The organism is Streptomyces sp. OR43 (assembly GCF_008042275.1).
Taxonomy (GTDB): Bacteria; Actinomycetota; Actinomycetes; order Streptomycetales; family Streptomycetaceae; genus Streptomyces.
The window spans coordinates 4,106,343-4,132,112 of record NZ_RDBK01000043.1 but is presented as its reverse complement, the minus strand read 5'-3'; the positions used below and the strand labels follow the sequence as shown (position 1 = coordinate 4,132,112).

Genomic DNA, 25,770 nt, shown 5'->3' with positions numbered 1-25,770 from the left:
CCGCATGCCTTGCCAGGCTGCACCCGGCCGATCGCGGCAAGCGCGACAGCTCAGGGCTCGCGCCATTGCTCGAAGCTCAGCCCCGCCCCGTCCGTCTGGCGCGCCACTCGTGGGGCGCCGTCCGGGCCGGCCACCGCCATCACCAGCCGGCCCTGGGCGTCGTGCGCCAGCGCCGGGGTCGCCAGGCAAGGCACACCGGTGTCCGACCACCACAGACCGTTGCTCTCGTTCTCGGTCACCCCGACACCGACCACCGCGGTCCCGTTGACGCCGCGGTGGGCCAGCACCGTGCAGTCGAGGCCGTCCAGAACCGTACGGATCACGGCGTTCGGGCCATCCCCGGGGGCACCGCCAAGGGGCAGGGCCGCAGCCCCGGAACGGAAGGCGACCACACCGTTCACCGGATCGGTCCCGTAATAGGTGGCGCGGCCGGGGGCCGTCTCCAGCACGGTCAGCGAGCCGGGCCTCAGCTGGATGTCCAAGGACTGGAAAGCTCCGAAGCCGCCGCCGGGCTCCGCCTGCTCCCAGTAGAGCGAACCCTCGTCCGTCGACGCGAGGAGAGCGACGCATCCGGAGCTGAGCGCGACCACGGCGGGCTCGGCCTTGATGTGCTTGCCGCGCAGGTCTTCCCAACCACGCCATTTACCGTCGGGCCGCTCTCGACGCATCATCATGCCGCTACCGCCGTTGCGTACGGCGATGTGCGTCTCGCCGGACTTGCTGACGACGGCGACCGGAGCACCGAGCCTGCGCCCCACGCCGGCTTCCTTGTGAGGGCTGCCCAGCGAATTCCATGCCGACACCGGACGACCGGTCTGGTACTGGATCGCGTGCACGATGTCGACGCCGACGCCGCCGTCGGCCGTGATCCGTTCACGACGACCGGCGAAGTGCACATAGGCGTCGGCGTTCTGCGTCACGGACAGATGGGTGAGGTCCGGCGTCGGCACGACGTCCGGGGCGTCCCAGTCCGGGCCTCCCGCACGGGCCTCGGTCCAGCGTCGCAGACCGCCACTGCCGGGGACGTACAACGTGAGCCTTGCGTCCTTCCCCCGGGTGAGCCAGATGCCGCGGAGCCCCTTGGTTTCAGGCGCGACCTTCGAGGTCGCACGGGCATCCTGTCCGAGCATGGTCTGTGATCACCTTTTCAAGAACTGACTTCCGACAACCCGTACAGCATTTCGAAGCTGTCACATCCTAGAGCCCCGGCGCGCAGACACTTCCCTGGCCTCACCAGCCTACGATTCGCCGCTGCGCCCCGGCTCCGCGGTCCGCCCGCTATGTCACAGTCACGCCACAGACTTCGTCCGTACACCAGATCGACTGTCTATAGTGCTCACTCACCAGGAAATCGCGGACCGGCATGACCCCCCACCCGAGTCCCATCCCATCATCTGCGCCCTGACCAGGCCATAAGTTGTGAGGACTCACTCAGGATGAGCCAAGACGCCACCACGCCCGGGCACCGGAGTTCCCCGGAAACCCCTTCCCGCGGGCGCAAGCGCGTGCGGACGCGGGGACAGCGCATACGCCGGGCCGTCCTGCTGTCCGTTCTCGTTCTCGCCATCGCCGCCGGCGGCACCGCCTACTGGCTCTACAGCCGGCTCGACGGCAACATCAAGGGCGTCGACATCAACAAGGCGCTGGGCGAGGACCGGCCCGAGAAGCTCCCGACCAGCGGGCAGAACCTCCTGGTCCTCGGCTCGGACTCGCGCGCCGGGGCCGAGAACAAGGAGCTGGGCGGCGGGGGCAGCGTCAGCGGGGCCCGGTCCGACACCGCGATGGTCGTGCACATCCCCGAGGGCCGCAGCAAGGCCGTCGCCATCTCGATCCCCCGCGACACCCTGGTGACCCGGCCCGAGTGCACCAAGGCCGACGGGACCAAGGTGCCTTCCGCGGAGCGCAAGATGTTCAACTCCGTGTACTCCCAGGTCGGTCCCGCCTGTGTCGTCAAGACCGTCGAGAAGATGTCCGGCGTCCGCATCGACCACTACCTGGAGATCAACTTCGCCGGGTTCAAGGGGCTCGTGGACGCCATCGGCGGTGTCACCGTCGACGTCCCCCAGGACATCCACGACACGTCCTCCGGCCTCGAACTGACCGCCGGACCCCACAAGCTCGACGGCACCCAGTCGCTCGCCTACGTACGCACCCGGCACGGCATCGGAGACGGCAGCGACCTCGGACGCATCGGGCTCCAGCAGCAGTTCCTGTTCGCGCTCCTCAGCGAGGTCAAGAAGCAGAATCTGCTGGGCAGTCCGACCAGCGCCTACAAGATCGCCAACTCCGCGACCAAGTCGCTGACGACGGACGAGGGGCTCGCCTCGCTGACGTCGCTGACCAGCTTCGCCCGTTCCATGAACGGCGTCGACCCGGCCTCGATGGAGACCATCATGCTCCCCGTCGCCTACGACAAGATCGACCCGAACCGGGTGGTGGCCGCGCAACCGCAGGCCGACACCCTCTGGAAGGCGGTCCGGACGGACTCCGCCATACCGGAGTCCGCCAAGAAGTCCCCCGCCACCGGCGGCTGACCCGGCGGCAGATCACACGAAGGCCCCGGCCTGCCCGACATCTCGGGCAGGCCGGGGCCTTCGGCGTCGTTCACACCCGGGTGCGGTTCACCCGGCTGTGCCCGCGTCCGTACGCGAAGTAGATGATCACGCCGATGACCATCCAGATGCCGAACCGCAGCCAGGTCTCCGCCGGCAGGTTGAGCATCAGCCAGACCGACGCGGCGACCGACAGGATCGGGATCAGCGGCACCCACGGCGTGCGGAAGGCGCGGTGGAGGTCGGGGCGGGTGCGGCGCAGGACGATGACGCCCAGGGCGACGACCACGAAGGCGAAGAGCGTGCCGATGTTCACCAGCGTGGCGAGCTCGTTGATGCTGGTGAAGCCCGCGATGACCGCGATGAGCACGCCGAGCAGGATGGTCGGGCGGTACGGGGTGTGGAAGCGCGGGTGCGTCTTGGAGAAGAACCGCGGGAGCAGGCCGTCACGGCTCATCGCGAAGAAGACCCGGGTCTGGCCGAGCAGCAGGATCATGCAGACCGTGGTGAGGCCCACGGCCGCGCCGAAGCTGATGACGCCCGCGTAGAAGGGGTGTCCGACGGCCTTGAAGGCGTCGGCGAGCGGGGCGCTCACGGACAGCTCGGTGTAGTGCTGCATGCCGGTCACGACGATCGATACGGCGACGTAGAGCGTCGTGCAGATGAAGAGCGAGGCCATGATGCCGCGCGGCATGTCGCGCTGCGGGAGCTTGGTCTCCTCGGCGGCCGTGGCCACGACGTCGAAGCCGATGAAGGCGAAGAAGACGACGGAGGCGGCGGTGAAGATGCCCATGACGCCGAAGTTCGTGGGCGCGTATCCGAAGATCAGCTGGACCAGCGGGGCGTCCAGGCCCGATCCGGAGGGCTGGGGCTGGGCCTCGGGGATGAACGGTGAGTAGTTCGCGGTGTCGATGAAGAACAGGCCCGCGATGATCACGATCAGGACGACCGCCACCTTGATGGCGACGACGACCGTCGTGACCCGGGCGGAGAGCTTCATGCCGAGCACCAGGATGACGGTCAGCACCAGCACCAGGACGAAGGCGAGGATGTCGAAGCCGAATCCCTCCGCCACATCGGGGCCGGAGAGCGCGTCCGGCAGATGCCAGCCGGCGTTGTCCAGCAGGGAACGGACGTAGCCGGACCAGCCGACCGCCACCACCGCCGTGCCCAGCGCGAACTCCAGGACCAGGTCCCAGCCGATGATCCAGGCGACGAGTTCGCCGAGCGAGGCGTAGGAGAACGTGTACGCCGAGCCGGCCACCGGGACCGTGGAGGCGAATTCCGCATAACAGAGGGCGGCCAGGGCGCAGACGACGCCCGCGACCACGAAGGCGATGGCAGTGGCGGGGCCCGCCGTCTCCTTGGCGACCTTGCCGGTGAGCACGAAGATTCCGGTTCCGATGATGACGCCCACTCCGAAGACCGTGAGGTCCAGGGCGGAGAGCGACTTCTTGAGGGCGTGCTCCGGCTCCTCGGTGTCGCGGATCGACTGTTCGACCGTCTTGGTCCTGAACAGTCCGTCTCCGCTGGGGGGCAGGTCCTGCTGCGTGCTCACCGGCGTACCTCCACGCACTCGTCGTGTACGCCATGATTCGGACCCGCCGAGCCCCTGGACGCCCACAGCACGCCGCGGACGGCCGTATTTCACGCGAATGGGCCGGTCGGACCACCCGTACGGGGTGGGCGACCGGCCCAATCGGAGTGCGGCGGCAGCCGGGTCAGTCCCGGACCGGCTCCACCACGGAGCGGCTCTCCGCTTCGGTCTCGTAGCGGCCGTCGAGCCTGGCGACCAGACCGGTGACCTGGCGGGCGATGTCCGGCGCGGTCAGCCCGATCTCGGCCATGACCTCCTTGCGGGAGGCGTGGTCGAGGAACACCGGCGGGATGCCGAAGTCGCGCAGTGGTACGTCGACGTCGGCGTCGCGCAGCGCCTGGGCGACCGCGGAGCCGACACCGCCGGCCCTGCTGTTGTCCTCGACGGTGACGACGACCCGGTGCTTCGCCGCGAGCGGGGCCATGGCCTCGTCCACGGGCTTGACCCAGCGCGGGTCCACGACGGTGGTCGAGATGCCCTGGGCGTCGAGCAGGTCCGCGATCTCCAGGCACATCGGAGCGAGCGCCCCGATGGAGACGAGCAGGACGTCCGGGCGGGCGGCGGCGGCCGGCTCGCGGAGCACGTCCATGCCGCCGACCGTGGAGACGGCCTTGACCGACGGGCCGACCGCGCCCTTCGAGAACCGGACGACCGTCGGGGCGTCGTCGACCTCGACGGCCTCGCGCAGCTGGGCGCGGACCTGGTCGGCGTCGCGCGGGGCGGCGATCCGGAGCGTCGGCACGCACTGGAGGATCGACATGTCCCACATGCCGTTGTGCGAGGCACCGTCCGTACCGGTGACCCCGGCCCGGTCGAGGACGAACGTCACACCGCACTTGTGCAGGGCGACGTCCATCAGGACCTGGTCGAAGGCCCGGTTGAGGAACGTGGCGTACACCGCGAAGACGGGGTGCAGGCCACCCGTGGCGAGTCCGGCGGCGGAGACCGCGCCGTGCTGCTCGGCGATGCCCACGTCGTAGATCCGGTCCGGGAAGGCCTTCTCGAACTTGGTCAGGCCGACCGGCTGGAGCATGGCCGCGGTGATCGCGACGATGTCCTCGCGCTCGTGGCCGAGCTTGACCATCTCCTCGCCGAACACGGAGGTCCAGTCGAGGCCGGAGGTGGCGACGGGGAGGCCGGTGTCGGGGTGAATCTTGCCGACGGCGTGGAAGCGGTCGGCCTCGTCGAGCAGGGCCGGGGTGTAGCCGCGGCCCTTCTCCGTGAGGCAGTGCACGATGACGGGCCCGCCGAAGCGCTTGGCGCGCTGGAGGGCGGACTCCAGGGCCTCCAGGTCGTGGCCGTCGATCGGGCCGACGTACTTCAGGCCGAGGTCCTCGAACATGCCCTGGGGCGCGATGAAGTCCTTGAGGCCCTTCTTGGCGCCGTGCAGCGTCTCGTACAGCGGCTTCCCGACGACGGGGGTGCGCTCCAGGAGGTCCTTGCCGCGGGCCAGGAAGCGCTCGTAGCCGTCCGTGGTGCGCAGGGTCGCCAGGTGGTTGGCGAGGCCGCCGATGGTCGGGGCGTAGGAGCGCTCGTTGTCGTTGACGACGATGACGAGGGGGCGGTCCTTGGCGGCGGCGATGTTGTTCAGCGCCTCCCAGGCCATGCCGCCGGTGAGGGCGCCGTCACCGATGACCGCGACGACGTGATCGTCCTTGCCCAGCACCTCGTTGGCCTTGGCGAGGCCGTCGGCCCAGCCGAGCACGGTGGAGGCGTGCGAGTTCTCGATGACGTCGTGCTCGGACTCGGCACGCGAGGGGTAGCCGGAGAGGCCGCCCTTGCTCTTGAGCTTCGAGAAGTCCTGGCGGCCGGTGAGGAGCTTGTGCACATAGCTCTGGTGGCCGGTGTCGAAGAGGACCTTGTCCTTCGGCGAGTCGAAGACCCGGTGCAGGGCGATGGTCAGCTCGACCACACCCAGGTTGGGTCCGAGGTGTCCGCCGGTCTTGGAGACGGCGTCGACGAGGAAGGTCCGGATCTCTTCGGCGAGCTGCTCCAGCTGCTCGGGGGTGAGACGGTCCAGGTCACGCGGTCCGCCGATGCGGGCCAGCAGATCCCATCCCTCGCCCGTCACCGCCTGACGCGCTTCGCGCGGCTGTGTCACCGTGCCTCCTTGCGATTGTGCTGGTCGAGCATGCCGATCCGCTGAGTCTAACGGCCTCCCTCCCGGCAGGGCGCGGGCGCCCGACGCCCTGCGACTCCGCCTGCGGCGTTGTCGTCGGTCGAGGACGTTCCGCGTCGCCCCCCCTCCTCCGCCTTGCAATCGAAGCCGCGACGCCGCCCGCTGATCCGCGCCCTGCCGGGGGGGGAGTCCGTCATGTTCCGCCCGCCCACTCGGACATCGGGCATGCGCGGGCCGGCCCGCCCGGGCCGGTACGTGACCGTGCCCGGCGCCCTGGAAAGGGCGCCGGGCACGGTCGGGCGTTGCCGTGTCACCGGGCCCCGCCGGGCCCGGTGAGGTGACGCGTCAGGCGCGGCCCGCGGTCTTCTGGGTCTTGCGCGAGACCGAGTCGATGATCACGGCGATGAGGAGTACGCCACCGGTGATCATGTACTGGATCGCGTTCGACGACAGGTTCATCTGGTTCAGGCCCTGGACGATCGACTGGATGACCAGGATGCCCAGCAGCGCGGACCAGACCTTGCCGCGTCCGCCGAACAGGGATGTACCACCGATGACGGCTGCGGCGATGCACATCATGAGCTGGTTGCCGCCACCGAGCGAACGGTCGGCGCCGCCGGTCGCGGAGGCCAGGAAGAGACCGCCGACCGCACCGAGCGTGCCGGAGATCATGAACACCGAGATGCGGATCCAGGACACGTTGATACCGGCACGACGCGCTGCCTCGATGCCACCGCCGACCGCGAAGATCTGACGGCCGTACGTGGTGCGGCGCAGCACGAAGTCGGTGATGACCAGGATCGCGAGGAAGATCACCAGGGAGAGCGGGAGGCCCTGCTCCTGGTTGAACGCGTACGCGGCGAGCAGGCACAGGACGGCGAGCAGCGCGGTGCGCAGGATGATCTCGCTCTGCGGGCGGTGCGGCAGCTCTGCGGCCTTGCGGCGGCCGGAGTCACGCAGCTGCGCGAGGTAGAAGGCGACGATCACGAACACGGCGAGACCGTATGCGGCGGCGACGTCGGCGAAGTAGTAGCTGGTCAGGTCGCGGACGAAGCTGCCGAGCGGGGTCGTGATGGTGGACTTGTCGCCCATCACCCAGGTCTGCAGACCGGCCCAGCCGAGGAAGCCTGCCAGGGTCACGACGAACGCGGGCACGCCGATCTTGGCGAAGACGATGCCGTGGAAGGCGCCGATGAGCGTGCCGGACAGGATGCCGACCACGATGGCGAGGCCGTCGGGCAGGTCCGTGCCGACCACGGCCCAGACCGCACCCGCGAGACCCGCGACGGAACCGACGGCGAGGTCGATCTCGCCGAGCAGCAGGACGAAGACGATGCCCACGGCCATGATGCCGGGGCCCGCCGCGTACAGCGTGATCTGGTCGAGGTTGTACGAGGTGAGGAAGTTGCCGGTCTCGAGCTGGAAGACGATCCCGATGATGATCAGGCCCACCACGACAGGCAGCGAGCCGATCTCGCCCGAGCGCACCTTGCGCTTGAACTCGGTCCAGTAGCCCTTGAAGCCCTGCTCGCGGACGAGCAGGCGGGGGTCGACGACCTTGACCGCGCCGGCTGCCGCTACGGGAGCCTCGGTGGTCTCGGTGGTCTCGGTGGCCTTTGCCTGGGCCGGGACCTCGGCCGAAGTCTTGCTGGTCTCACTCACTTGGATGCCTCCGCGCTGCGGGACTTGCGGCGGGTCACGGCGTTGTCGGTGGCGCCCGTGATCGCGGCGATGATTTCTTCGTGGCTGGTCGTCGCCACGGGGAAGATGCCGTTGTTGTGGCCGAGTCGCAGCACGGCGACCTTGTCGGCGACCGCCTTCACATCGGCCATGTTGTGGCTGATGAGGATGACGCCGAGGTTCTGCTCGCGCAGCCGCTCCACCAGGTCGAGCACCTGTGCGGTCTGCTCGACGCCGAGGGCCGCGGTGGGCTCGTCCAGGATCACGATCTTGGGGTTGCCGACCAGGGCGCGGGCGATGGCCACGACCTGGCGCTGGCCGCCGGAGAGCGCGGCAACCGGGATACGGACGCTGGGGATACGGATGGAGAGCGTGGACAGGAGGTCCTGTGCCCGCTTCTCCATGGCGACCTCGTCGAGGACGCCGCCCTTCTTGATCTCGCGACCGAGGAAGAGGTTGGCGACGACGTCCAGGTTGTCGCAGAGCGCGAGGTCCTGGTAGACGGTGGCGACGCCGAGGTTCTGGGCGTCGTGCGGACGGTTGATGTCCACCTGCGCGCCCTCCCACTCGATGACGCCCTCATCGATGGGGTGCACGCCGGCGATCGTCTTGACCAGCGTGGACTTTCCTGCACCGTTGTCGCCGACCAGGGCGACCACTTCTCCGGCGTGGACTTCGAGATCGACACCGGAGAGGACCTGGACCGCTCCGAATCGCTTGAAGACTCCACGCAACGCCAGCACGGGCGTCTGTGACACGTGAACCATCTCCTTCGCCGCCTGACCGGCGGGGATGTGCCGCCTGACCGGCGGAGACGCCGCGCCACGACGGGCAGCGTCGACGTACTGAAGTACTGGGGGAAATGTCCGGCACCCGGGCGGCAGCGGGGTGTGGGCCGACCGGGGCCGGACAGTCATGGGGCGGGCGGACTCCCGCCGTGCGGCGCGGATCAAACCCGTACGCGCCAGGGCCTGTCGGCCCTGGCGCGAGGAGGGACTACTTGATGCCCAGTGCGGTGCACTTGGCGGCGATGTCCTTCACGCAGATCGCGGAGGCCTGGTAGATGCCGTCCTTGACCACGGTGGACTCGATGTTGTCCTTGTTGACCACGGTCGGCTCGAGCAGCGTGGACGGAACGCCGTCCGTCTCGCCCTGGGCGCCGATGTCCTTGCCCTGGAGCAGGTTGACGGCGAACTGGGCGGCCGTCGGGGCGAGCTGCTTCGGCGACTTGTAGATCGTGAAGGTCTGCGTGCCGGCGATGATCCGCTGGATACCGGGGAGCTCGGCGTCCTGGCCACCCACCGGGATGTCCTTGATGCCGGCGTTGCCCAGGGACGTGATGATGCCGCCGGCCATGCCGTCGTTGGCGGAGTAGACCGCGTCGATCTTGCCCTTGCCGACCGAGGAGATCGCGGCGGTCATCTTCTCGCCGGCGATCTTCGGGTCCCACTCGCCGGACGCCTCGTAGGCAATCTTGATCTTGCCGTCGAGGGACGAGTGAGCGCCCTTCTTGAACAGGCCGGCGTTCGGGTCCTTCTCGTCACCGTTGATCATGACGAGGTTGGCGCCCGCCGCCTTCGAACCGAGGGCGTCGAGGACGGCCTGGCCCTGGAGCTTGCCGATCTTCTCGTTGTCGTGGCTGACGTAGGCGTCGGCACCGACGATGGCGCGGTCGTACGCGACGACCTTGACGCCCTTCTTGTGCGCGTTGGCAATCCACGAGGCGGACTTCTCGGCGTCCACCGAGGAGATCGCGATGACCTTGATGCCGTCGGCGATCTGCTGCTCGAACTGCTGCTTCTGCTGGCCGACGTCACCGGCCGCGTTGTTGTAGACGACCTCGCAGTCCGCGCAGTCCTTCTTGACCGCTTCGATGAACAGCGGCTTGTCCAGCGTCTCGTAGCGAGCGGTCTTGTTCTCCGGGAGCAGCAGGCCGATCTTGGTCTTGCTGCCCGAGCCCGCCGAGTCCTTCTTGTCGTCGCCGGCCTTGCCGCAAGCGGCGAGGGAGACGGCCATCGAGACGGCGGCCGTGCCTATGACGATGCGTCGCGTCATTGCGTTCATTGCGGGTGTGCCTCCCTGACGAGGCCGCAACGTTGCGGCCGAGGTGGGTTGGAGTCAACTCGGCCCCAGGCTTGGCGTCAAGGAGTAAATTCTTAACGAGATGACAACGGTGCCATTCGTTATCTAAGTGAAGGCAGGGGTCGCCGCGGGGAGGGTGCTCTCCAAAAGGGTTGAATCCCCCATCTCGTTCAGGACGAGGGCCAGGGCACCCAGCACCTCCGCCCGTCCGCCGAGGGCGCCGGGGAGCACCGAGAGCTGTCGCGCGGCGCTGGGGATGGCGTAGCGCGACACGGAGTCGCGGATGGGCCCCAGGACCAGCTCCCCGGCCTCCGCGAGCGAGCCGCCGAGCACGACCCGGCTCGGGTTCAGCAGATTGCAGAGGTTGGCCACCCCGCTGCCGATGTGCCGCCCGACGTCGCCGATCACCCGGCGGCAGCCCGGATCGCCCTCGCGGGCCAGCTGGACCACCCGCTCCATCGTGAGATCGGGCCCGTGGCCGGGCTGGAGCAGGGGCAGGACGTACCGCGCGGCCGCGAAGGTCTCCAGGCACCCGCGGTTGCCGCAGCGGCAGACAGGGCCCGATTCGTCGAGGGTGATGTGGCCGATCTCGCCGGCCGTGCCGCCGGGCCCCCGGTAGATGTGCCCGTCGATCACCAGACCGGCGCCGACACCGCTCGCGACCTTGATGTACGCGAGGTCCCGGACGCCCCGGCCGCTCCCCCACACCAGCTCGCCCAGGGCCCCGAGGTTGGCGTCGTTGTCGACGTAGACCGGCACGCCCAGGCGTCCGGCGAGCTCCTCGCTGGGGTTGATGCCCGTCCAGCCCGGCAGGATCGACGTGGAGCCCAGCGTGCCGGACTCGACGTCGATCGGGCCGGGAACACCGAGGCCCACCCCGATGACCTTGCCGGGACTGATCCCGGTGGTCTCGATCAGCCGGTTCACCAGCTGTTCCGCCCGTCCGAAGCCCTCGGCCGACGAGGCGTCCACGTCCAGCGGCTCGGACTCCTCGGCGAGCACCTGATGAGCCAGGTTGCCGACCGCCACCCGCAGGTGCGTATGTCCGAAATCGACGCCGATGACGATGCCCGCGTCCCCGCTGAGCGAGACGCTGCGGGCCCGGCGGCCGCCGGCCGAGGTGGGGGTCACCTCGACGGTGCCGCCCTCCTTCAGTTCACGAACGATATTGGAGACGGTGGCCGCGGAGAGGCCCGTACTCCTGGCGATCTCCGCCTGGGTGAGCGAGCCCGCCATACGTACGGCGCGCACGACCCGCTCAAGGTTGGCGCGATGCAGAGATGTCTGCGACCCCGGAGTCTCCATCGACTCTCTCACTCCTGCCATATTCTCCAACATGTGAACCCTAAGCTGACCGTTTTGGGGTGCGCCCCGTCAAGACCTTGAGCAGTCGAAGCCTCGGATGAGCACGGAACACGCAGCGCGAACTCCCCTTTACACAGACGAACCGCCCGCCGGCATGGATGCCGGCGGGCGGTTCGGTAAAGAAGGTACTCGTCTACTACTTCACCGCTCCCGCGGTCAGACCGGCCACGACCTGGCGCTGGAAGACGATGTAGGCCGCGAGGACCGGGAGCATCGCCATCACCAGACCGGCGAAGAGCCCGGACCAGTCGCCCTTGTAGCCCTGGCTGTTGGCCAGTTCGACCAGGCCCTGGGAGAGCACCCGGTGGTCGGGGTCGCTGTTCAGCACCGTGGGCAGCATGTACTGGTTCCACTGCCCCAGGAAGTTGAAGATGCCGACGCTGATCAGGCCCGGCTTCGCCATCGGCAGCATCACCTGGAAGAACGTCCGGGTGTGCGAGGCCCCGTCGAGCATCGCCGCCTCCGCCACGGAGCCCGGCAGGGTCCGGAAGAAGGCGGTGAGGAAGAAGACGGTGAAGGGCAGCGAGTAGGCGATGTAGACCAGGATCAGTCCGTGCGTCGTGTTCAGCAGCCCCATGTTGTTCATCACGAAGAACAGCGGGACCAGCGCCAGGATGATCGGGAAGCTCATCCCGCCGATGAACAGGTAGTACACGAAACGGTTGCCCGGGAAGTCGAACCGGGCCAGCACGTAGGCCGCCATCGAACCCAGCAGCAGAGTGCCGATGAGTGAACCCCCGACCACCACGATGGTGTTCAAGAAGTATTCGCTCATGTGCGCCTGGCCCCAGGCGCGTGACCAGTTCTCGAAGTGAAGCTTGTCCGGCAGCGCCCACGGCGTCGACAGGATCGAGTCGTCGGTCTTGAACGAGGTCATGACCGCCCAGAGCAGCGGCATGACCACCAGGATCGCCCAGATGATCAGCACACCGTGCGAGAAGACGTTGAGGACCTTGCCCTCGCCGCCCTTCTTCTTGCCGTCCGGTGCAGGCGCCTTGGACACGGGGGCCGGTTCCGTCACCGTGACCACGGGAGGGGTTTCAGTGGCCTTCACGTGTGCTCACCTCGTACTGTCGAGCCGGCCGCCGGGACCGGGCTGTCTTGCCTGCTGGGGGTCCGGGCGACATGTCCCGGGAAGCACAGCATCAGAACTCCAGCCGCTCGCGCCGGCCCAGGCGCATCACGATGGCGGCGAACACCATGGTGACGATGAGCAGCCCCACACCGATCGTGGTCGCGTATCCGGCCTGACCGTCGCGGAAGGCCGTCTGGTAGACGTACAGCGGCAGCACCGAGGTCGCGTAGTCGGGGCCGCCGGGGCCGACGGTCATGACCTGTACGGCCGTAAACGCCTCGACCCCGAGCGCCAGGATGCCCATGTAGACCCACCCGGACTGCACGGTGTCCCAGAGCAGCGGCAGGGTGATCTTGAAGAACGTCGTGACGCGGCTGGCCCCGTCCAGGAGCGCGGCCTCGTAGAAGTCCTTCGGAATGGAGGCCATTCCGGCGGAGAAGAGGACGACGAAGAATCCGACCGTCGACCAGACCAGAACCACCATGACGCAGATGAGCGCCAGGTTCGGGTCACCCAGCCAGTCCGGCTGGACGGAGTCGAGCCCGACTCCCTTGAGCGCCGAATTCAGCATTCCACTGCGCGGGTTGTACGCGAACTGGAACAGCAGGGCGACGATGACGATCGAAAGCACCTGCGGGAAGAAATAGGCGATCTTGTAGAACCCCGAGCCCCGCACGCCGGAGACCGCGGCGTTCTTGCGCCGCCGGCCTCCGACATTGAGCATGAAGGCGAAGAAGAGCGCGAGGCCCAGCGTCACCAACGGCAGCAGCAGCACGAGCAGCACGCTGTGCTGCAGCGACTTCCAGAAAATGTCGTCCTTGAACATCCTCGTGTAGTTGTCGAGGCCGACCATCTTGAAGTCCGGGCTCAGGCCGGTCCAGTCCGTGAAGGAGTAGTAGATGGACTGGATGAACGGCCAGATGACGAAGACCGCGTACAACGCCAGTGGGGCTACCAGGAACCCCACAATGAACCGGTACTTGCCGTGCTGCATCGTTTACCGACCCCGATCTTTCCGCGGGTGCCGCCGCTGGTGACGGTTGCTCACTGGTGCTTGTACTTCTTGACGGACGAGTCCTTGGCCGCGGCGTCCGCGTAGCCCTGGATCTTCTTGATGGCCTCGGCGGGCGTCAGACGCCCGGCCATCATCTCGCCGATGCCGGCGGTGCCGATCTGCTCCTTCTGGAGCTTCACGTACCAGTCCTGCAGCCGCGGGTTGACCACGTTGTCGCCGGCCTTCTTCAGCGCGTCGACACCGGCCTGCATGGCCGTGGAGAGGGTCAGGCCGTCGGTGCCGCCGTTGAAGGCGCTGAGGGACTTGACCTGCTTGGTGAAGTTCTTCGAGGACTCCTCGGAGAGCATGATGCGCAGCTGCTCCATGCCGCCCTGGGGGTTCTTCGCCTTGGCCGGGACGACGAAGGGCTCGCCGCCGGACGCCCAGATCGTGCCGAAGGGCAGCTTGTCCGACGAGTCCAGGCCCGAGGGGGCCGAGACCATCATCTTGAAGTCCTTGGGCGTGGTCGGCGCCGCCTCGTTCTCCACCCACGAACCGTTCGGGATGAAGAGCGCCTTGCCCTTGGTCCACTCGGTCTGCGACTGGATGTGGGTCAGGCCCGGGGTGCCCTTGAGGATGTAGCCCTTCTGCTGAAGCTCGTAGTACGCCTCGAACGCCGCCTTGACGGCGGGGTCCTTCCAGGCGTTCGGCTCCAGGTTGTCGATCTTGTCGAGGACCTCCCGGCCACCGATCTTGGCGATGAACGGGTAGAGCGAGAACGGCAGGTAGTACGGGTACTTGCCCGGGTACGTCCAGCCGGCGATGCCCTGCTTCTTCGCCTTCGCACACAGGGCGAGCATGGCATCCCAGTCCTCGGGATACTCGGCGTCCAGCTTCTCCAGGTTGGTCTGCGAGTACCAGACGCCGTACACGGTGTACGCGTAGTACATGATCCAGACCGGGTCGCCCTCGAACTGGCCCATCTCCAGGACACCCGGGCGCAGCGTGTCGCGGACCTTCTTGCTCGGGTCGTCGATGGACGGGGCGTCCATCAGCGCCGTCAGGTCCATCAGCTGCTTCTTGTCGACCAGGACACCCATGTCCATCTGCTCGGCACCGGAGTTGTCGATCAGGTCCGGCGGGGTGCCACCGTTGAAGCGCGGCTGGAGCTGCGACTGGATCTTCTGGGTCGCGGAGTGCTTGACCTTGGCCTTCGGGAAGGCCGCGGTGTACTTCTTCTCGGCGTCGATCGCGTACTGCTGACCGAAGCCGCCGTCGAAGATGACCACGTCGAGCGCGGCCGTCTCGTTGACGCCCAGCGGGTTCTTCGCGCTGGTCTTGCCCTTCTCGACCTGCTTGTCGCCGCCGTCGTCGCTGCTCGCGCAGGCCGACAGGAAGCTCATCGTCGGGATGGTGATCAGACCGAGTGCGGCAGAACGCTTGATCACATCGCGACGGCCAAGGCCCTCATTCTTGTGGCCGGAGGTGGATCCCATGCTCAAGTCCTCGCCTTCTCCAGGACTCAGGCGGTGTGTACCGGTCGCCCGTCGATATTCGCCTCAGGCGAAGGGCCCCGCCACCGCGGTCAGTTGCGCTTGGGTGGTACAGATTTCTGGCTGGTCAATGCAGTGGGGGGCCGTGAGGGGACCGGACAGCGGACGTGCTCGCGCCGCCCTGTTGTCCTGCCCCCGTGTCTCCCCTGACCGCACAGTTGGAAAGAAGCTGTGCAGACGCCGACAGGTATAGTCCACTTGTCGCCAACTGAGCAAGATCGAATGCAGGTTTGGACGGCAGTCTTTCCCGAGTTGAGACCTCGCGGATACCTCGGCACCGCACGGCCTCCTTCGGATGTAACGATTTCCGCATTCCGGTCGATTCGAACACCGGCTCTGATCCAACACCCTTGACACCAACCGCCACTTCACTCCCTACTGGTTCCTGCGTTCACCCCTGACAACGTTGTCCAAGGCGCACTTCCTCGGGAGGAATGGCTCGGCATGCAGCCCCGACATGGTTCTCGCAAGAGACAAAGCAGCACGGCCGCGCTGATCGCGGCCTCACTCGTCCTGCTCGTGACCGCCCCCACCGCGGCCGCCGCCACGTCGGCCGGCGCGGGCGCGAAGGGCCAGAAGACCGCCGGTGACCGGACTTTCAGTTCGTCCTTCGAGGCGGACGAAAAGCAGCCGGACTGGCGCAATACCGTGGAAGAAGGCCCCGACGGAAAGAAGCGGGCATCAGGTGTCGATGGCGGCTTCTCCGCCGGAATACCGGGCAATGTGACCGACAAGGTCACAGAAGTCCGCGCCAGCGACGAGAACACCGGCGGCGGCGAGGTGAAGGAAAACCTCGTCGACGGCGAATCCGGTACGAAGTGGCTGTCGTTCGAGCCCACCGCCTGGGCCGAGTTCGATCTGGTCGAGCCGGTCAAGGTCGTGACGTACGCGCTGACCTCCGCCGACGACCACGACGAACGGGACCCGAAGGACTGGACCCTTCAGGGCTCAGAGGACGGCGAGACCTGGACTGACCTGGACACCCGGACCGGCCAGACGTTCAGCGAGCGCTTCCAGACCAAGTCGTACGACTTCACGGCGGACAAGGCCTACCAGCACTTCCGCCTGGACATCACGAAGAACAACGGGGCCGGCGACGCGACCCAGCTCGCCGACGTCCAGTTCTCCGACGGCGACACCTCCGCCCCCGCCCCCGACGACATGCGCAGCCAGATCGACCGCGGCCCGTCCGGCTCCCCCACCGCCAAGGCCGGCGCGGGCTTCACGGGCAAGAAGGCGCTGCGGTACGCGGGCACCCACAAGGCCGGCGGCCGGGCGTACTCGTACAACAAGATCTTCGACGTCAACACGGCCGTCACCAAGGACACCGAACTTTCCTACCTGGTGTACCCCCAGATGGGCGAGACGGACCTGTCCTACCCGGCCACGCACATCGCGGTCGACCTCGCGTTCACGGACGGCACCTATCTCAGCGACCTGCGCGCCACCGACACCAACGGCGGGCTGCTGACCCCCGGCGGCCAGGCCGACGCCAAGCGGCTGTACGTCAACCAGTGGAACAAGGTCGACGCACGGATCGGCACGGTCGCGGCCGGCAGGACCGTCGACCGGATCCTCGTCGCGTACGACTCCCCCAAGGGCCCGTCGAAGTTCCAGGGCTGGATCGACGACGTCACGATCGCCCCGAAGGCGCCCGAGAAGCGAAAGAAGCACCTCTCGGACTACGCCTCGACCGTCCGCGGCACCAACTCCAGCGGCGGCTTCTCGCGGGGCAACAACTTCCCCGCCACCGCGGTCCCCAACGGCTTCAACTTCTGGACTCCGGTCACCAACGCCGGGTCGACCAGCTGGCTGTACGACTACGCGCGCGGCAACAACGACGACAACCTGCCCACCCTGCAGGCCTTCAGCGCCAGTCACGAGCCGAGCCCCTGGATGGGCGACCGGCAGACCTTCCAGCTGATGCCGTCGGCGGTCTCCGGCACCCCGGACGCCTCGCGCACGGCGCGCGCGCTGCCGTTCAAGCACGAGAACGAGACGGCGAGGCCCCACTACTACGGGGTGACGTTCGAGAACGGTCTCAAGGCCGAGATGACGCCGACCGACCACGCGGCACGGATGCGGTTCACGTATCCGGGCAAGGACGCGAGCATGGTCTTCGACAACGTCTCCAACGACGGCGGTCTGACCCTGGACCCGGGGACGAGCTCCTTCACGGGCTTCTCCGACGTGAAGAGCGGCGGCTCGACCGGTGCCACCCGGCTCTTCGTATACGGCGTCTTCGACGCCCCCGTCACCGGCAGCGGCAAGCTCTCCGGCGGCGGCGGTGACGACGTCACGGGCTACCTGCGCTTCGACGCGGGCAAGGACCGCACCGTCAACCTGCGGCTCGCGACCTCGCTGATCAGCATCGACCAGGCGAAGCAGAACCTCGCCGCCGAGATCCCCGCCTCGCGCTCCTTCGCACGGGTCGAGGACAAGGCGCAGAACGCCTGGGACGACCTGCTGGGCAAGATCGAGGTCGAGGGCGCGTCCGCCGACCAGCTGACCACGCTGTACTCCAGCATGTACCGGCTGTACCTCTACCCGAACTCGGGCTTCGAGAAGGTCGGGGAGAAGGACAAGTACGCCTCCCCCTTCTCCCCGCAGGTCGGCTCGGACACCCCGACACACACCGGCGCGAAGATCGTCGACGGCAAGGTGTACGTCAACAACGGCTTCTGGGACACCTACCGGACGACGTGGCCGGCGTACTCCTTCCTCACGCCGAAGAAGGCCGGCGAGATGGTCGACGGCTTCGTCCAGCAGTACAAGGACGGCGGCTGGATCTCCCGCTGGTCCTCCCCCGGCTACTCGGACCTGATGACGGGCACCTCCTCGGACGTCGCGTTCGCGGACGCGTACGTCAAGGGCGTGGACTTCGACGCGGAGGCCGCGTACGACGCCGCCCTGAAGAACGCCAAGGTCGTCCCGCCGTCCTCGGGCGTCGGCCGCAAGGGCATGGAGACGTCCCCGTTCGCCGGGTACGCCAACACCTCGACCCACGAGGGCCTGTCCTGGTCGCTGGAGGGCTACCTCAACGACTACGGCATCGCGCAGATGGGCCAGGCGCTCTACAAGAAGACGCACAAGCAGCACTACAAGGACGAGTCCGCGTACTTCCTGAACCGGGCCCGTAACTACGTCGAGCTCTTCGACGACAAGGCGGGCTTCTTCCAGGGCAAGGACGCCAAGGGCGGCTGGCGCCTCCCGTCCGACCAGTACGACCCGCGGGTCTGGGGCTACGACTACACGGAGACCAACGGCTGGGGCTACGCCTTCACCGCTCCGCAGGACAGCAAGGGCCTCGCCAACCTGTACGGCGGCCGGGACGGTCTGGCCAAGAAGCTGGACACGTACTTCTCCACCCCCGAGACGGCGGGCCCCGAGTTCGTCGGCAGTTACGGCGGCGTCATCCACGAGATGACGGAGGCCCGTGACGTACGGATGGGCCAGTACGGCCACAGCAACCAGGTCGCGCACCACGTCACGTACATGTACGACGCGGCCTCGCAGCCGTACAAGACGCAGGAGAAGGTCCGCGAGGTCCTGAGCCGTCTGTACACGGGCAGCGAGATCGGCCAGGGCTACCACGGCGACGAGGACAACGGCGAGCAGTCGGCCTGGTTCCTCTTCTCCTCCCTCGGCTTCTACCCGCTGGTCATGGGCAGTGGTGAGTACGCGATCGGCTCGCCGCTGTTCACCAAGACCACCGTGCACCTGGAGAACGGCCACGACCTGGTCGTCAAGGCGCCGAAGAACAGCGCGAAGAACATCTACGTGCAGGGCCTGAAGGTCAACGGCAAGAAGTGGGCCTCCACCTCGCTGCCGCACGACCTGCTGGCCAAGGGCGGGGTGCTGGAGTTCGACATGGGCCCGGAGCCGTCCGCCTGGGGCACCGGCAAGGACGCCGCCCCGGTCTCGATCACCAAGGACGACCAGGTGCCGACGCCGAGCAAGGACGTCCTGAAGGGCGAGGGCGCGCTGTTCGACAACACCTCGGCCACGACGGCCGCCGTCTCCGCGGTGGAGCTGCCGGTCCCCTCGGCGACGAACGCGGTCCAGTACACGCTGACGTCGGGCAAGGCCGCCGCGGCGCCGAGCGGCTGGGTGCTGCAGGGTTCGCCGGACGGCACGACGTGGAAGGACCTCGACAAGCGGTCCGGCCAGTCGTTCGCCTGGGACAAGCAGACGAGGGCCTTCACGGTGAACGCGCGCGGTTCGTACGCGCACTACCGGCTGGTGCTCAGCGGTGAGTCGACGCTCGCGGAGGTGGAGCTGATCTCCTGATCCGCGCTCCGTCACGGCCGGCCGGTACCTCCTCGCGGGGTGCCGGCCGGTCGTGGTTCTCCCGTGCGGATGGATCCGCGCCGATCAGGGGGCGGGGCCCTGGGCAGCCGCTACATTCCGTGCCATGCCGCAGCCGAAGGACCTGGACCCGTACACCGATCCCCGCGCCTTCGCGGTGCCGAGTTACGCCGCGCCTGTTGCAGACCGAGCGGTACGCGCGAGCGCTCACCCGGGCCGCCCATCCCTACGCCACCACGAAAGTCGTCGAAGGCCATGTCACGGCGCGCATGGAGCGCGCACAGCTCCTCGACTCACCGTCAGCGCCGGTTCTGTGGGCCATGATTCACGGGGCTGCTCTTCCCTTCTCTGCCGGAGCACATCCGTTCCTGCACGCGTCCATGCTGCTGATGCAGTTCACCGACAGTCCGGCCGTGGTCTACACGGAGAGCGCTTACAGCGGCCAACTCGTGGAAGAACCGCTGCTGGTGGAGCAGTACGGTGCCGCATACGATTGGGCCAGGGCTGCCGCGCTGTCGCCGGAGGCATCCCTGCGCCGGATCGTCCCGGCGGCGAAGGAGTTCGCGACGCCATGAGCACCACGCGACAGCAAGGCCGGCCCCGAAGGGCCGGCGCTCACCTTCGCGCGGGAGCGCTGGGCCCCCTTCGTCGCGGCCGTCGGGAACGGCACGCTCTGAGGCGCGTACTCAGACGTGTTCCGGGGTGTCCGGAACCGCCGCGGGAAACAGGCTCTCCGGCAGGGTCACGTTCCACGCCGTGATGACCGGCTGGCCGTGCTCCCTGCCGAGCCGGGACACCGCGCCCGTGGCGAGCTGGAAGAGCGTGCCCTCAGCCGGGGTCAGGCCCAGATAGCGGGCGGTCAGGACGCGCAGGAAATGGGAGTGGGCGACGAGAGCGATGTCCTCGTCCCCGGCCCGCGCGGCGGCTTCCCGGACCTCGGCCAGGATCCGGTCGGCCCGTTCGCCGACCGCTGTGGGGGTTTCGCCCGGGTGCGCCTCGGGGCCCGCCGTGACGCCGTCGGTCCAGAGGTTCCAGTCGGGGCGGGTGCGGTGGATCTCGTGGGTGGTGACGCCCTCGTAGCCGCCGTAGTCCCACTCGCGCAGCTCGGGTGTGATGCGGGGCGCGGCGAGGCCGGCGAGTTCGGCGGTGCGCCGGGCCCGGACCGAGGGACTGACCAGGGTGAGCGCGATGTCGCGGTCGGCGAGCAAGGGGGCGAGGGCGCGGGCCTGGCGTTCGCCGAGGGGCGTCAGGGGCAGATCGGTGTGGCTCGTGTGCTGTCCGTTCCGGGACCACTCGGTCTCGCCGTGCCGGATCAGGATCAACTCGCCCATGTGAAGGCCATCCGCTCTCAGTGCTGTTACCGCTCACGTGCTGTCGATGGTGCGAACCCGCTGTGCCACGATCGCATTCCTTGCCTTGGTGAGGCGGGCGGGCGCGCCCGGGAGTGCCCGGATGCGGCTATGCGGGCGGGCGGTGGCCGGCGAGGATCTCCGCGATGACGTGGCGTGCGGTGTCGGCCATGAACGCGTTGGTCTCCCGGTAGTACTGGAGCTCCATCAGTGCGATCGACAGGGCCCAGCCGACACCCCGCGTCCAGGCGGCGTCGTCCGCCTCCACGGCGGCGCGGAAGGTGTCGCGCGCCGCGGCGGGCAGTACGTACCAGGCGACGATCAGGTCGACGGCCGGGTCGCCGAGCCCGAGGCAGCCGAAGTCGATGACGGCGGTGAGCCGGCCGTCGGCCGTCAGCATGTTCCCGGGTTGCAGGTCGGCGTGGATCCAGACGGGCGGCCCGGTCGGCGCGGGGGCGCGCAGGGCCGTCTCCCAGATCTCGGCGGCCGCTGCCGTGTCGATCTCGGTGCGCAGGTCCGCAAGGGCCCCGCGGACTGCGGAGTTCCGGGCGGCCAGGGTTTCGCTGCGGTAGGACGGGGGTGCGTCCGTGGGGTCGATGCGGTGGAGTGCGGTGACGAAGCGGGCCAGGTCCCGCGCGAGCGGGGCGGCTTCGGCGGTGTCGCCGACCACCGGGCAGCTCCCGTCGAGCCAGCCGTAGACGGACCAGGGGTGTGGATAGCCCTCGCCGGGCACGCCCGCACCCAGCGGCACGGGGATCGCGACCGGGAGCGAGGGCGCGAGGCGCGGCAGCCAGTGGTGCTCGCCGGCGATGTCGTCGGCCGATCCGGCGGTGCGCGGGAGGCGGACGACCAGGTCGTCACCGAGGCGGTACATCGCGTTGGCGGTTCCGGCGGCACCGACGCGCTCGACGGGGAGGCCGGACCACTGCGGGAACTGCGCGGCGATCAGCCGGTGCACCAGCGAGGCGTCGGTACGGGGTTCGTCGGCGTGCATCACTACCGTCCTGGAGGGTGATCTCGGTCGCCCGCCATACGACCTCGGCGGCGGCAGCCGGGTCAACCGCTTTCCCGCCCGGGGGACGTSCCCCGGGCGGGAAAGGGGATCAGTCAGCCCTTGACGACCTCCAGCGCCGCGTCGCCGACGACCACGACCTCGTACGGCCGGTCCGTGTCAGCCGTGACGCGGAGCGTGCCGCCCTCGCGGACCAGTTCGTACGTGGCGGCCGGGGCGCCCGTGAGGTCGGGGACCGTCACCGTGCGGCTGAAGTCGCCGAGGCCCTCGGGGGCGTACACGCGCAGCTGGAGGTTCTGCGTCCAGTCCGCGTCGGGGCGGGAGGCGTCGGCGCCCATCGGCAGGACCGCGCCGGGGCGGACCAGCAGCGGGAGGCTGTCGAAGCCGTACGTGCCCTGGTGCCAGGCGGGGCCGGTGACGGTCTCGCCGGTCAGGAAGTGGGTCCAGGTGCCCTCGGGGACGTAGTACTCGACCTGGCCGTCCTCGCTGAAGACCGGCGCCACGAGGAGGTCGGGGCCCAGCAGGTACTGGCGGTCCACCGTGCGGGTGGCCGGGTCTTCGGGGAACTCCAGCAGCATCGGGCGCATGGTGGGGACGCCGGTGCGGTGTGCCTCGACGGCGGCTCCGTACAGGTACGGCATGAGGCGGTGCTTCAGCTCGGTGAACTGCTTGGCGACCGCGACGGCCTCGTCGCCGAACTCCCACGGCACCCGGTAGGACGAGGAGCCGTGCAGACGGCTGTGCGAGGAGAGCAGGCCGAAGGCGAGCCAGCGCTTGAAGACCGCCGGGTCCGGGGTGCCCTCGAAGCCGCCGATGTCATGGCTCCAGAATCCGAAGCCGGAGAGGGACAGGGAGAGGCCGCCGCGAAGGGACTCGGCCATGGCGCCGAAGGAGGACCAGCAGTCGCCGCCCCAGTGGACCGGGAACTGCTGGCCGCCGGCGGTGGCGGAACGGGCGAACAGGACCGCCTCGCCCTGGCCGCGCTCCTTCTCCAGGAGTTCGAAGACGGCCTTGTTGTACAGGTGCGTGTAGTAGTTGTGCATGCGCTCCGGGTCGGAGCCGTCGTGCCAGACGACGTCGGTCGGGATGCGCTCGCCGAAGTCCGTCTTGAAGCCGTCGACGCCCTGGTCGAGGAGGGTCTTCAGCTTGGCCTGGAACCAGGCGGTGGCCTCGGGGTTGGTGAAGTCGACCAGCGCCATGCCGGCCTGCCACTTGTCCCACTGCCAGATGTCGCCCTCGGGCGTGAGGACGAAGTAGCCCTTCTCCGCCCCTTCCGCGTACAGGGCGCTCTTCTGCGCGATGTACGGGTTGATCCAGACGCAGATCTTCAGGCCCTTGTCCTTGAGCCGGGCGAGCATGCCCTCCGGGTCGGGGAAGGTCTGCGGGTCCCATTCGAAGTCGCACCACTGGTACTCGCGCATCCAGAAGCAGTCGAAGTGGAAGACGGAGAGCGGGATGCCGCGCTCGGACATGCCGTCCACGAACGAGGTGACGGTCGCCTCGTCGTAGTCGGTGGTGAACGAGGTGGTCAGCCAGAGGCCGAACGACCAGGCCGGCGGCAGGGCCGGGCGGCCGGTGAGCGCGGTGTAGCGGGTGAGGACGTCCTTGGGCGTGGGGCCGGCGACGACGAAGTACTCCAGCGTCTGGTCCTCGACGCTGAACTGCACCTGTCCGACGGCCTCGGAGCCGACCTCGAAGGAGACCTTGCCGGGGTGGTTGACGAAGACGCCGTAGCCGCGCGAGGAGAGGTAGAACGGGACGTTCTTGTACGCCTGCTCGCTGCTGGTCCCGCCGTCGGCCTGCCACATGTCGACGACCTGGCCGTTCTTGACGTACGGGGTGAACCGCTCGCCGAGTCCGTGGATCGTCTCGCCGACGCCGAGGCCGAGCTGGGCGAACATGTGGTGGCCGCCGTCCTGGACGGTCGCGAAGGCGGTGCCCTTGCGGCCGGCGGCGGTCAGGAGCCGGCCGTCCGCGTCCAGGAACTCAAGGCCGAAGCCGCCCTCGGTGGGCAGGCGGAGCGTGAGCGGTCCGCTGGTGAGCTCGGCGATGGGGCCTTCTTCGCGGGTGGTGGCCGCGGTGTCGCCGACGGCGCCGGGGAGGCCGAACTCGGGGCCGGGGCGGCGCTTGCCCGCGAGGTGGGTGACGCGGACGCCGATGACGCCCTCCGCGGCGGCGTACGCCTCCACCGTGATCAGGGGGGCGTTGAGGGTGTCCCCGCGCCGCGTCACGCGCTTGACGGCGGCGTGGGCGGTGAGGCGGTCGGCGTCGAGGCGGAGGTCGCGGATCTCGGTGGCGTACGAGGCGTTCACACCGTCTCGCATCTGCCAGAAGCCGTCGGTGAACTTCATGGGGGGTCTTCCTTAGGCGGTGGTACGGGGGGCGTGCTGCGGGGTGTCGTCAGGGGTGCGTTGTTCAGGGGTTCGTCGTCAGGAGTGCGGGTGCCGCCCGGTCCAGGACCGAGGTCACCCGGTCCCAGGTGGCCGTGTCCCGGGGCACGGCGGGCAGTTCCCGGCCCTCGCCGGTGCCCCACTCCGTCGCCAGGGCCACCGGGTCGCGGCCGGTGGCGGCGCCCGCGGCGAGGGCGGCCGCGCCCAGGGCGACCAGCTCGCCGGAGTCCGGAAGGATCACCGCACGCCCGGACAGGCGTCGCACGGTCTCCACCCACATCGTGCCCTTCGCTCCCCCGCCGATCAGGCGCAGCGGCGCGTCGGGCGCGTCGAGCGGCAGCTCCTCCAGGGCCCGCAGGACGGCGACGACCGCGCCCTCGTAGGCGGCGCCGAGGATCTGCTGCCGGGTCGTGTCGTGCCGCAGCCCGTGCAGGAGCCCGGAGGCGGCCGGGAGGTCCGGGGTGCGTTCACCGTCCAGGAAGGGCAGCAGCACGGCCTCGCCGCCGGGTGCGGCGTCCTCCCGCTCCAGGCCGAGCAGCTCGGCGACCTTGTCCACGGCGAGGGTGCAGTTCAGGGTGCAGCCCAGCGGGAGGCGGGTGCCGTCGGTGGCGGCGAATCCGGCGAGGAGCGCGGAGTGCGGGCGGTTGCGGGTGGCGGCGAAGACGGTGCCCGAGGTGCCGAGGCTGACGACGGGGTGGTCGAGGAGCCCTTCGGCGCCGAGGCCGAGGCCCACGGCGGCGGCCATGTTGTCGCCGGTGCCGGCGGCGACGGGGATGCCGGCGGGCAGGCCGAGAGTGCGGGCTGCTTCGGCGGTGAGGTGTCCGGCGCGGGTGGCTCCGGTGGCGGCGACCGTGGACAGCATGTCCGCGCGGATGCCGGTGAGGGCGAGCAGCTCGGGGTCGTACGCCTGGGTGGCGGGGTCGTACCAGCAGGTGCCGGAGGCGTCGCCGGGGTCGGTGACGGCGGCGCCGGTCAGCCGTTCGGTGAGGAAGTCGTGCGGGAGGCGGACGGCGGCGGTCGCGGCGGCGGTGGCCGGTTCGTTCTCGCGGAGCCACATCCACTTGGCGGCGGTCATCGAGGCGACGGGGACCGTGCCGGTGCGGTCCAGCCATGCCTCCCGGCCGAGTGCGGCGGTGAGGGCGGCGGCCTGCGGGGCGGAGCGGGTGTCGTTCCACAGGAGGGCGGGGCGCAGCGGGCGGCCGTCGGCGTCGAGCGTCACCAGGCCGTGCTGCTGGCCCGCCACGGCGATCCCGGTGACGGCGGCCGGGTCCAGGCCGGCTTCGGCGAGGGCGGCGGCGACGGCCGTGCGCAGGGCCTGCCACCACTGCTCGGGGTCGCTCTCGCGGGCACCGCCGTGGCCGGTCACGGTGTGCGGGGCGCGGCCCACGGCGAGGAGCCGGCCGGTGGCGGCGTCGACGACGGCGGCCTTGGTGGACTGCGTGGAGCTGTCCACGCCGATGACGGCCGATACCGGTGCGGTGGCCGGGATGCTGGCTGGTCGCGACGGCATGTCGTACCTCGTTCCTGTGGGTCCCGATTTTGATCGTACACAAAACAAATAATTCTTCGAAGCGCTTCGACGCCTCCGGGAGCCACTCAAACCCCGCCCCGCCTGGGCCGCAAGACCCCATGAAGGGCTGCCACGTTGTCCCTATGTGACGCATGTGTCACAGAAGTGGTCTAGAAACAAACGC

At 68.9% G+C, this 25,770-nt stretch carries 17 protein-coding genes and 1 pseudogene; 4 read left to right on the top strand and 14 right to left on the bottom strand.

Annotated elements, in window-relative coordinates:
- Positions 1-50: 50 nt before the first annotated feature.
- Entirely contained in the window at positions 51-1,130 is a 1,080-nt protein-coding gene (locus EAO72_RS37695; protein ID WP_261991759.1) for a PLL family lectin, read from the bottom strand.
- 306 nt (positions 1,131-1,436) lie between these two features.
- Between EAO72_RS37695 and EAO72_RS37690 the strand changes: the two genes are divergently transcribed.
- Positions 1,437-2,534, top strand: coding sequence for an LCP family protein (locus EAO72_RS37690; RefSeq protein WP_148021492.1), 1,098 nt, complete (start codon positions 1,437-1,439; stop codon positions 2,532-2,534).
- A 70-nt stretch (positions 2,535-2,604) separates the two neighbouring features.
- Here EAO72_RS37690 and EAO72_RS37685 read toward each other — a convergent pair whose 3' ends face one another.
- The 9 genes from EAO72_RS37685 to ngcE form a co-directional block, all read right to left on the bottom strand.
- Complete coding sequence (locus tag EAO72_RS37685) at positions 2,605-4,110, bottom strand: amino acid permease (RefSeq protein ID WP_148021491.1); 1,506 nt, start codon at positions 4,108-4,110, stop codon at positions 2,605-2,607.
- A gap of 163 nt (positions 4,111-4,273) precedes the next feature.
- Positions 4,274-6,199 (bottom strand): 1-deoxy-D-xylulose-5-phosphate synthase, encoded by a 1,926-nt coding sequence (gene dxs / locus EAO72_RS37680; RefSeq protein ID WP_187285422.1) that lies wholly within the window; start codon positions 6,197-6,199, stop codon positions 4,274-4,276.
- Between the two features lie 414 nt (positions 6,200-6,613).
- Positions 6,614-7,930: a sugar ABC transporter permease gene (locus tag EAO72_RS37675; protein WP_148021489.1), complete on the bottom strand. Its 1,317-nt coding sequence runs from the start codon at positions 7,928-7,930 to the stop codon at positions 6,614-6,616.
- Positions 7,927-8,715, bottom strand: coding sequence for an ATP-binding cassette domain-containing protein (locus EAO72_RS37670; protein ID WP_148021488.1), 789 nt, complete (start codon positions 8,713-8,715; stop codon positions 7,927-7,929). Before EAO72_RS37670 ends, EAO72_RS37675 begins: the two co-directional genes overlap by 4 nt.
- A gap of 229 nt (positions 8,716-8,944) precedes the next feature.
- Entirely contained in the window at positions 8,945-10,012 is a 1,068-nt protein-coding gene (locus EAO72_RS37665) for a sugar ABC transporter substrate-binding protein (protein ID WP_410090533.1), read from the bottom strand.
- 123 nt (positions 10,013-10,135) lie between these two features.
- Positions 10,136-11,335, bottom strand: coding sequence for an ROK family transcriptional regulator (locus tag EAO72_RS37660; protein WP_148022260.1), 1,200 nt, complete (start codon positions 11,333-11,335; stop codon positions 10,136-10,138).
- Between the two features lie 196 nt (positions 11,336-11,531).
- Positions 11,532-12,449 (bottom strand): carbohydrate ABC transporter permease, encoded by a 918-nt coding sequence (locus EAO72_RS37655; protein ID WP_148021487.1) that lies wholly within the window; start codon positions 12,447-12,449, stop codon positions 11,532-11,534.
- Positions 12,450-12,540: 91 nt separating this feature from the next.
- The gene (locus EAO72_RS37650; protein ID WP_148021486.1) at positions 12,541-13,464 is read right to left on the bottom strand and encodes a carbohydrate ABC transporter permease; all 924 of its coding nucleotides are present in this window, start codon (positions 13,462-13,464) and stop codon (positions 12,541-12,543) included.
- Positions 13,465-13,514: 50 nt separating this feature from the next.
- Positions 13,515-14,960, bottom strand: a complete 1,446-nt coding sequence (gene ngcE, locus EAO72_RS37645; RefSeq protein ID WP_148021485.1) for an N-acetylglucosamine/diacetylchitobiose ABC transporter substrate-binding protein — start codon at positions 14,958-14,960, stop codon at positions 13,515-13,517.
- 501 nt (positions 14,961-15,461) lie between these two features.
- Between ngcE and EAO72_RS37640 the strand changes: the two genes are divergently transcribed.
- From EAO72_RS37640 to EAO72_RS37630, 3 genes and pseudogenes are all read left to right on the top strand, one after another.
- Positions 15,462-19,307: a GH92 family glycosyl hydrolase gene (locus EAO72_RS37640; RefSeq protein ID WP_148021484.1), complete on the top strand. Its 3,846-nt coding sequence runs from the start codon at positions 15,462-15,464 to the stop codon at positions 19,305-19,307.
- Between the two features lie 119 nt (positions 19,308-19,426).
- Positions 19,427-19,900, top strand: coding sequence for a DUF5753 domain-containing protein (locus EAO72_RS37635; protein ID WP_261991758.1), 474 nt, complete (start codon positions 19,427-19,429; stop codon positions 19,898-19,900).
- Positions 19,901-19,915: 15 nt separating this feature from the next.
- Positions 19,916-20,002: pseudogene (locus EAO72_RS37630) on the top strand (DUF397 domain-containing protein); the annotation flags it as partial.
- Positions 20,003-20,011: 9 nt separating this feature from the next.
- Here the strand turns inward: EAO72_RS37630 and EAO72_RS37625 are convergent.
- The 4 genes from EAO72_RS37625 to xylB form a co-directional block, all read right to left on the bottom strand.
- Entirely contained in the window at positions 20,012-20,656 is a 645-nt protein-coding gene (locus EAO72_RS37625) for a histidine phosphatase family protein (RefSeq protein ID WP_148021482.1), read from the bottom strand.
- Between the two features lie 127 nt (positions 20,657-20,783).
- Positions 20,784-21,668, bottom strand: a complete 885-nt coding sequence (locus EAO72_RS37620) for an aminoglycoside phosphotransferase family protein (protein ID WP_148021481.1) — start codon at positions 21,666-21,668, stop codon at positions 20,784-20,786.
- Positions 21,669-21,781: 113 nt separating this feature from the next.
- Positions 21,782-24,037, bottom strand: a complete 2,256-nt coding sequence (yicI, locus tag EAO72_RS37615; RefSeq protein WP_148021480.1) for an alpha-xylosidase — start codon at positions 24,035-24,037, stop codon at positions 21,782-21,784.
- A 64-nt stretch (positions 24,038-24,101) separates the two neighbouring features.
- Complete coding sequence (gene xylB, locus EAO72_RS37610) at positions 24,102-25,586, bottom strand: xylulokinase (RefSeq protein ID WP_148021479.1); 1,485 nt, start codon at positions 25,584-25,586, stop codon at positions 24,102-24,104.
- Between the last annotated feature and the right edge of the window lie 184 nt (positions 25,587-25,770).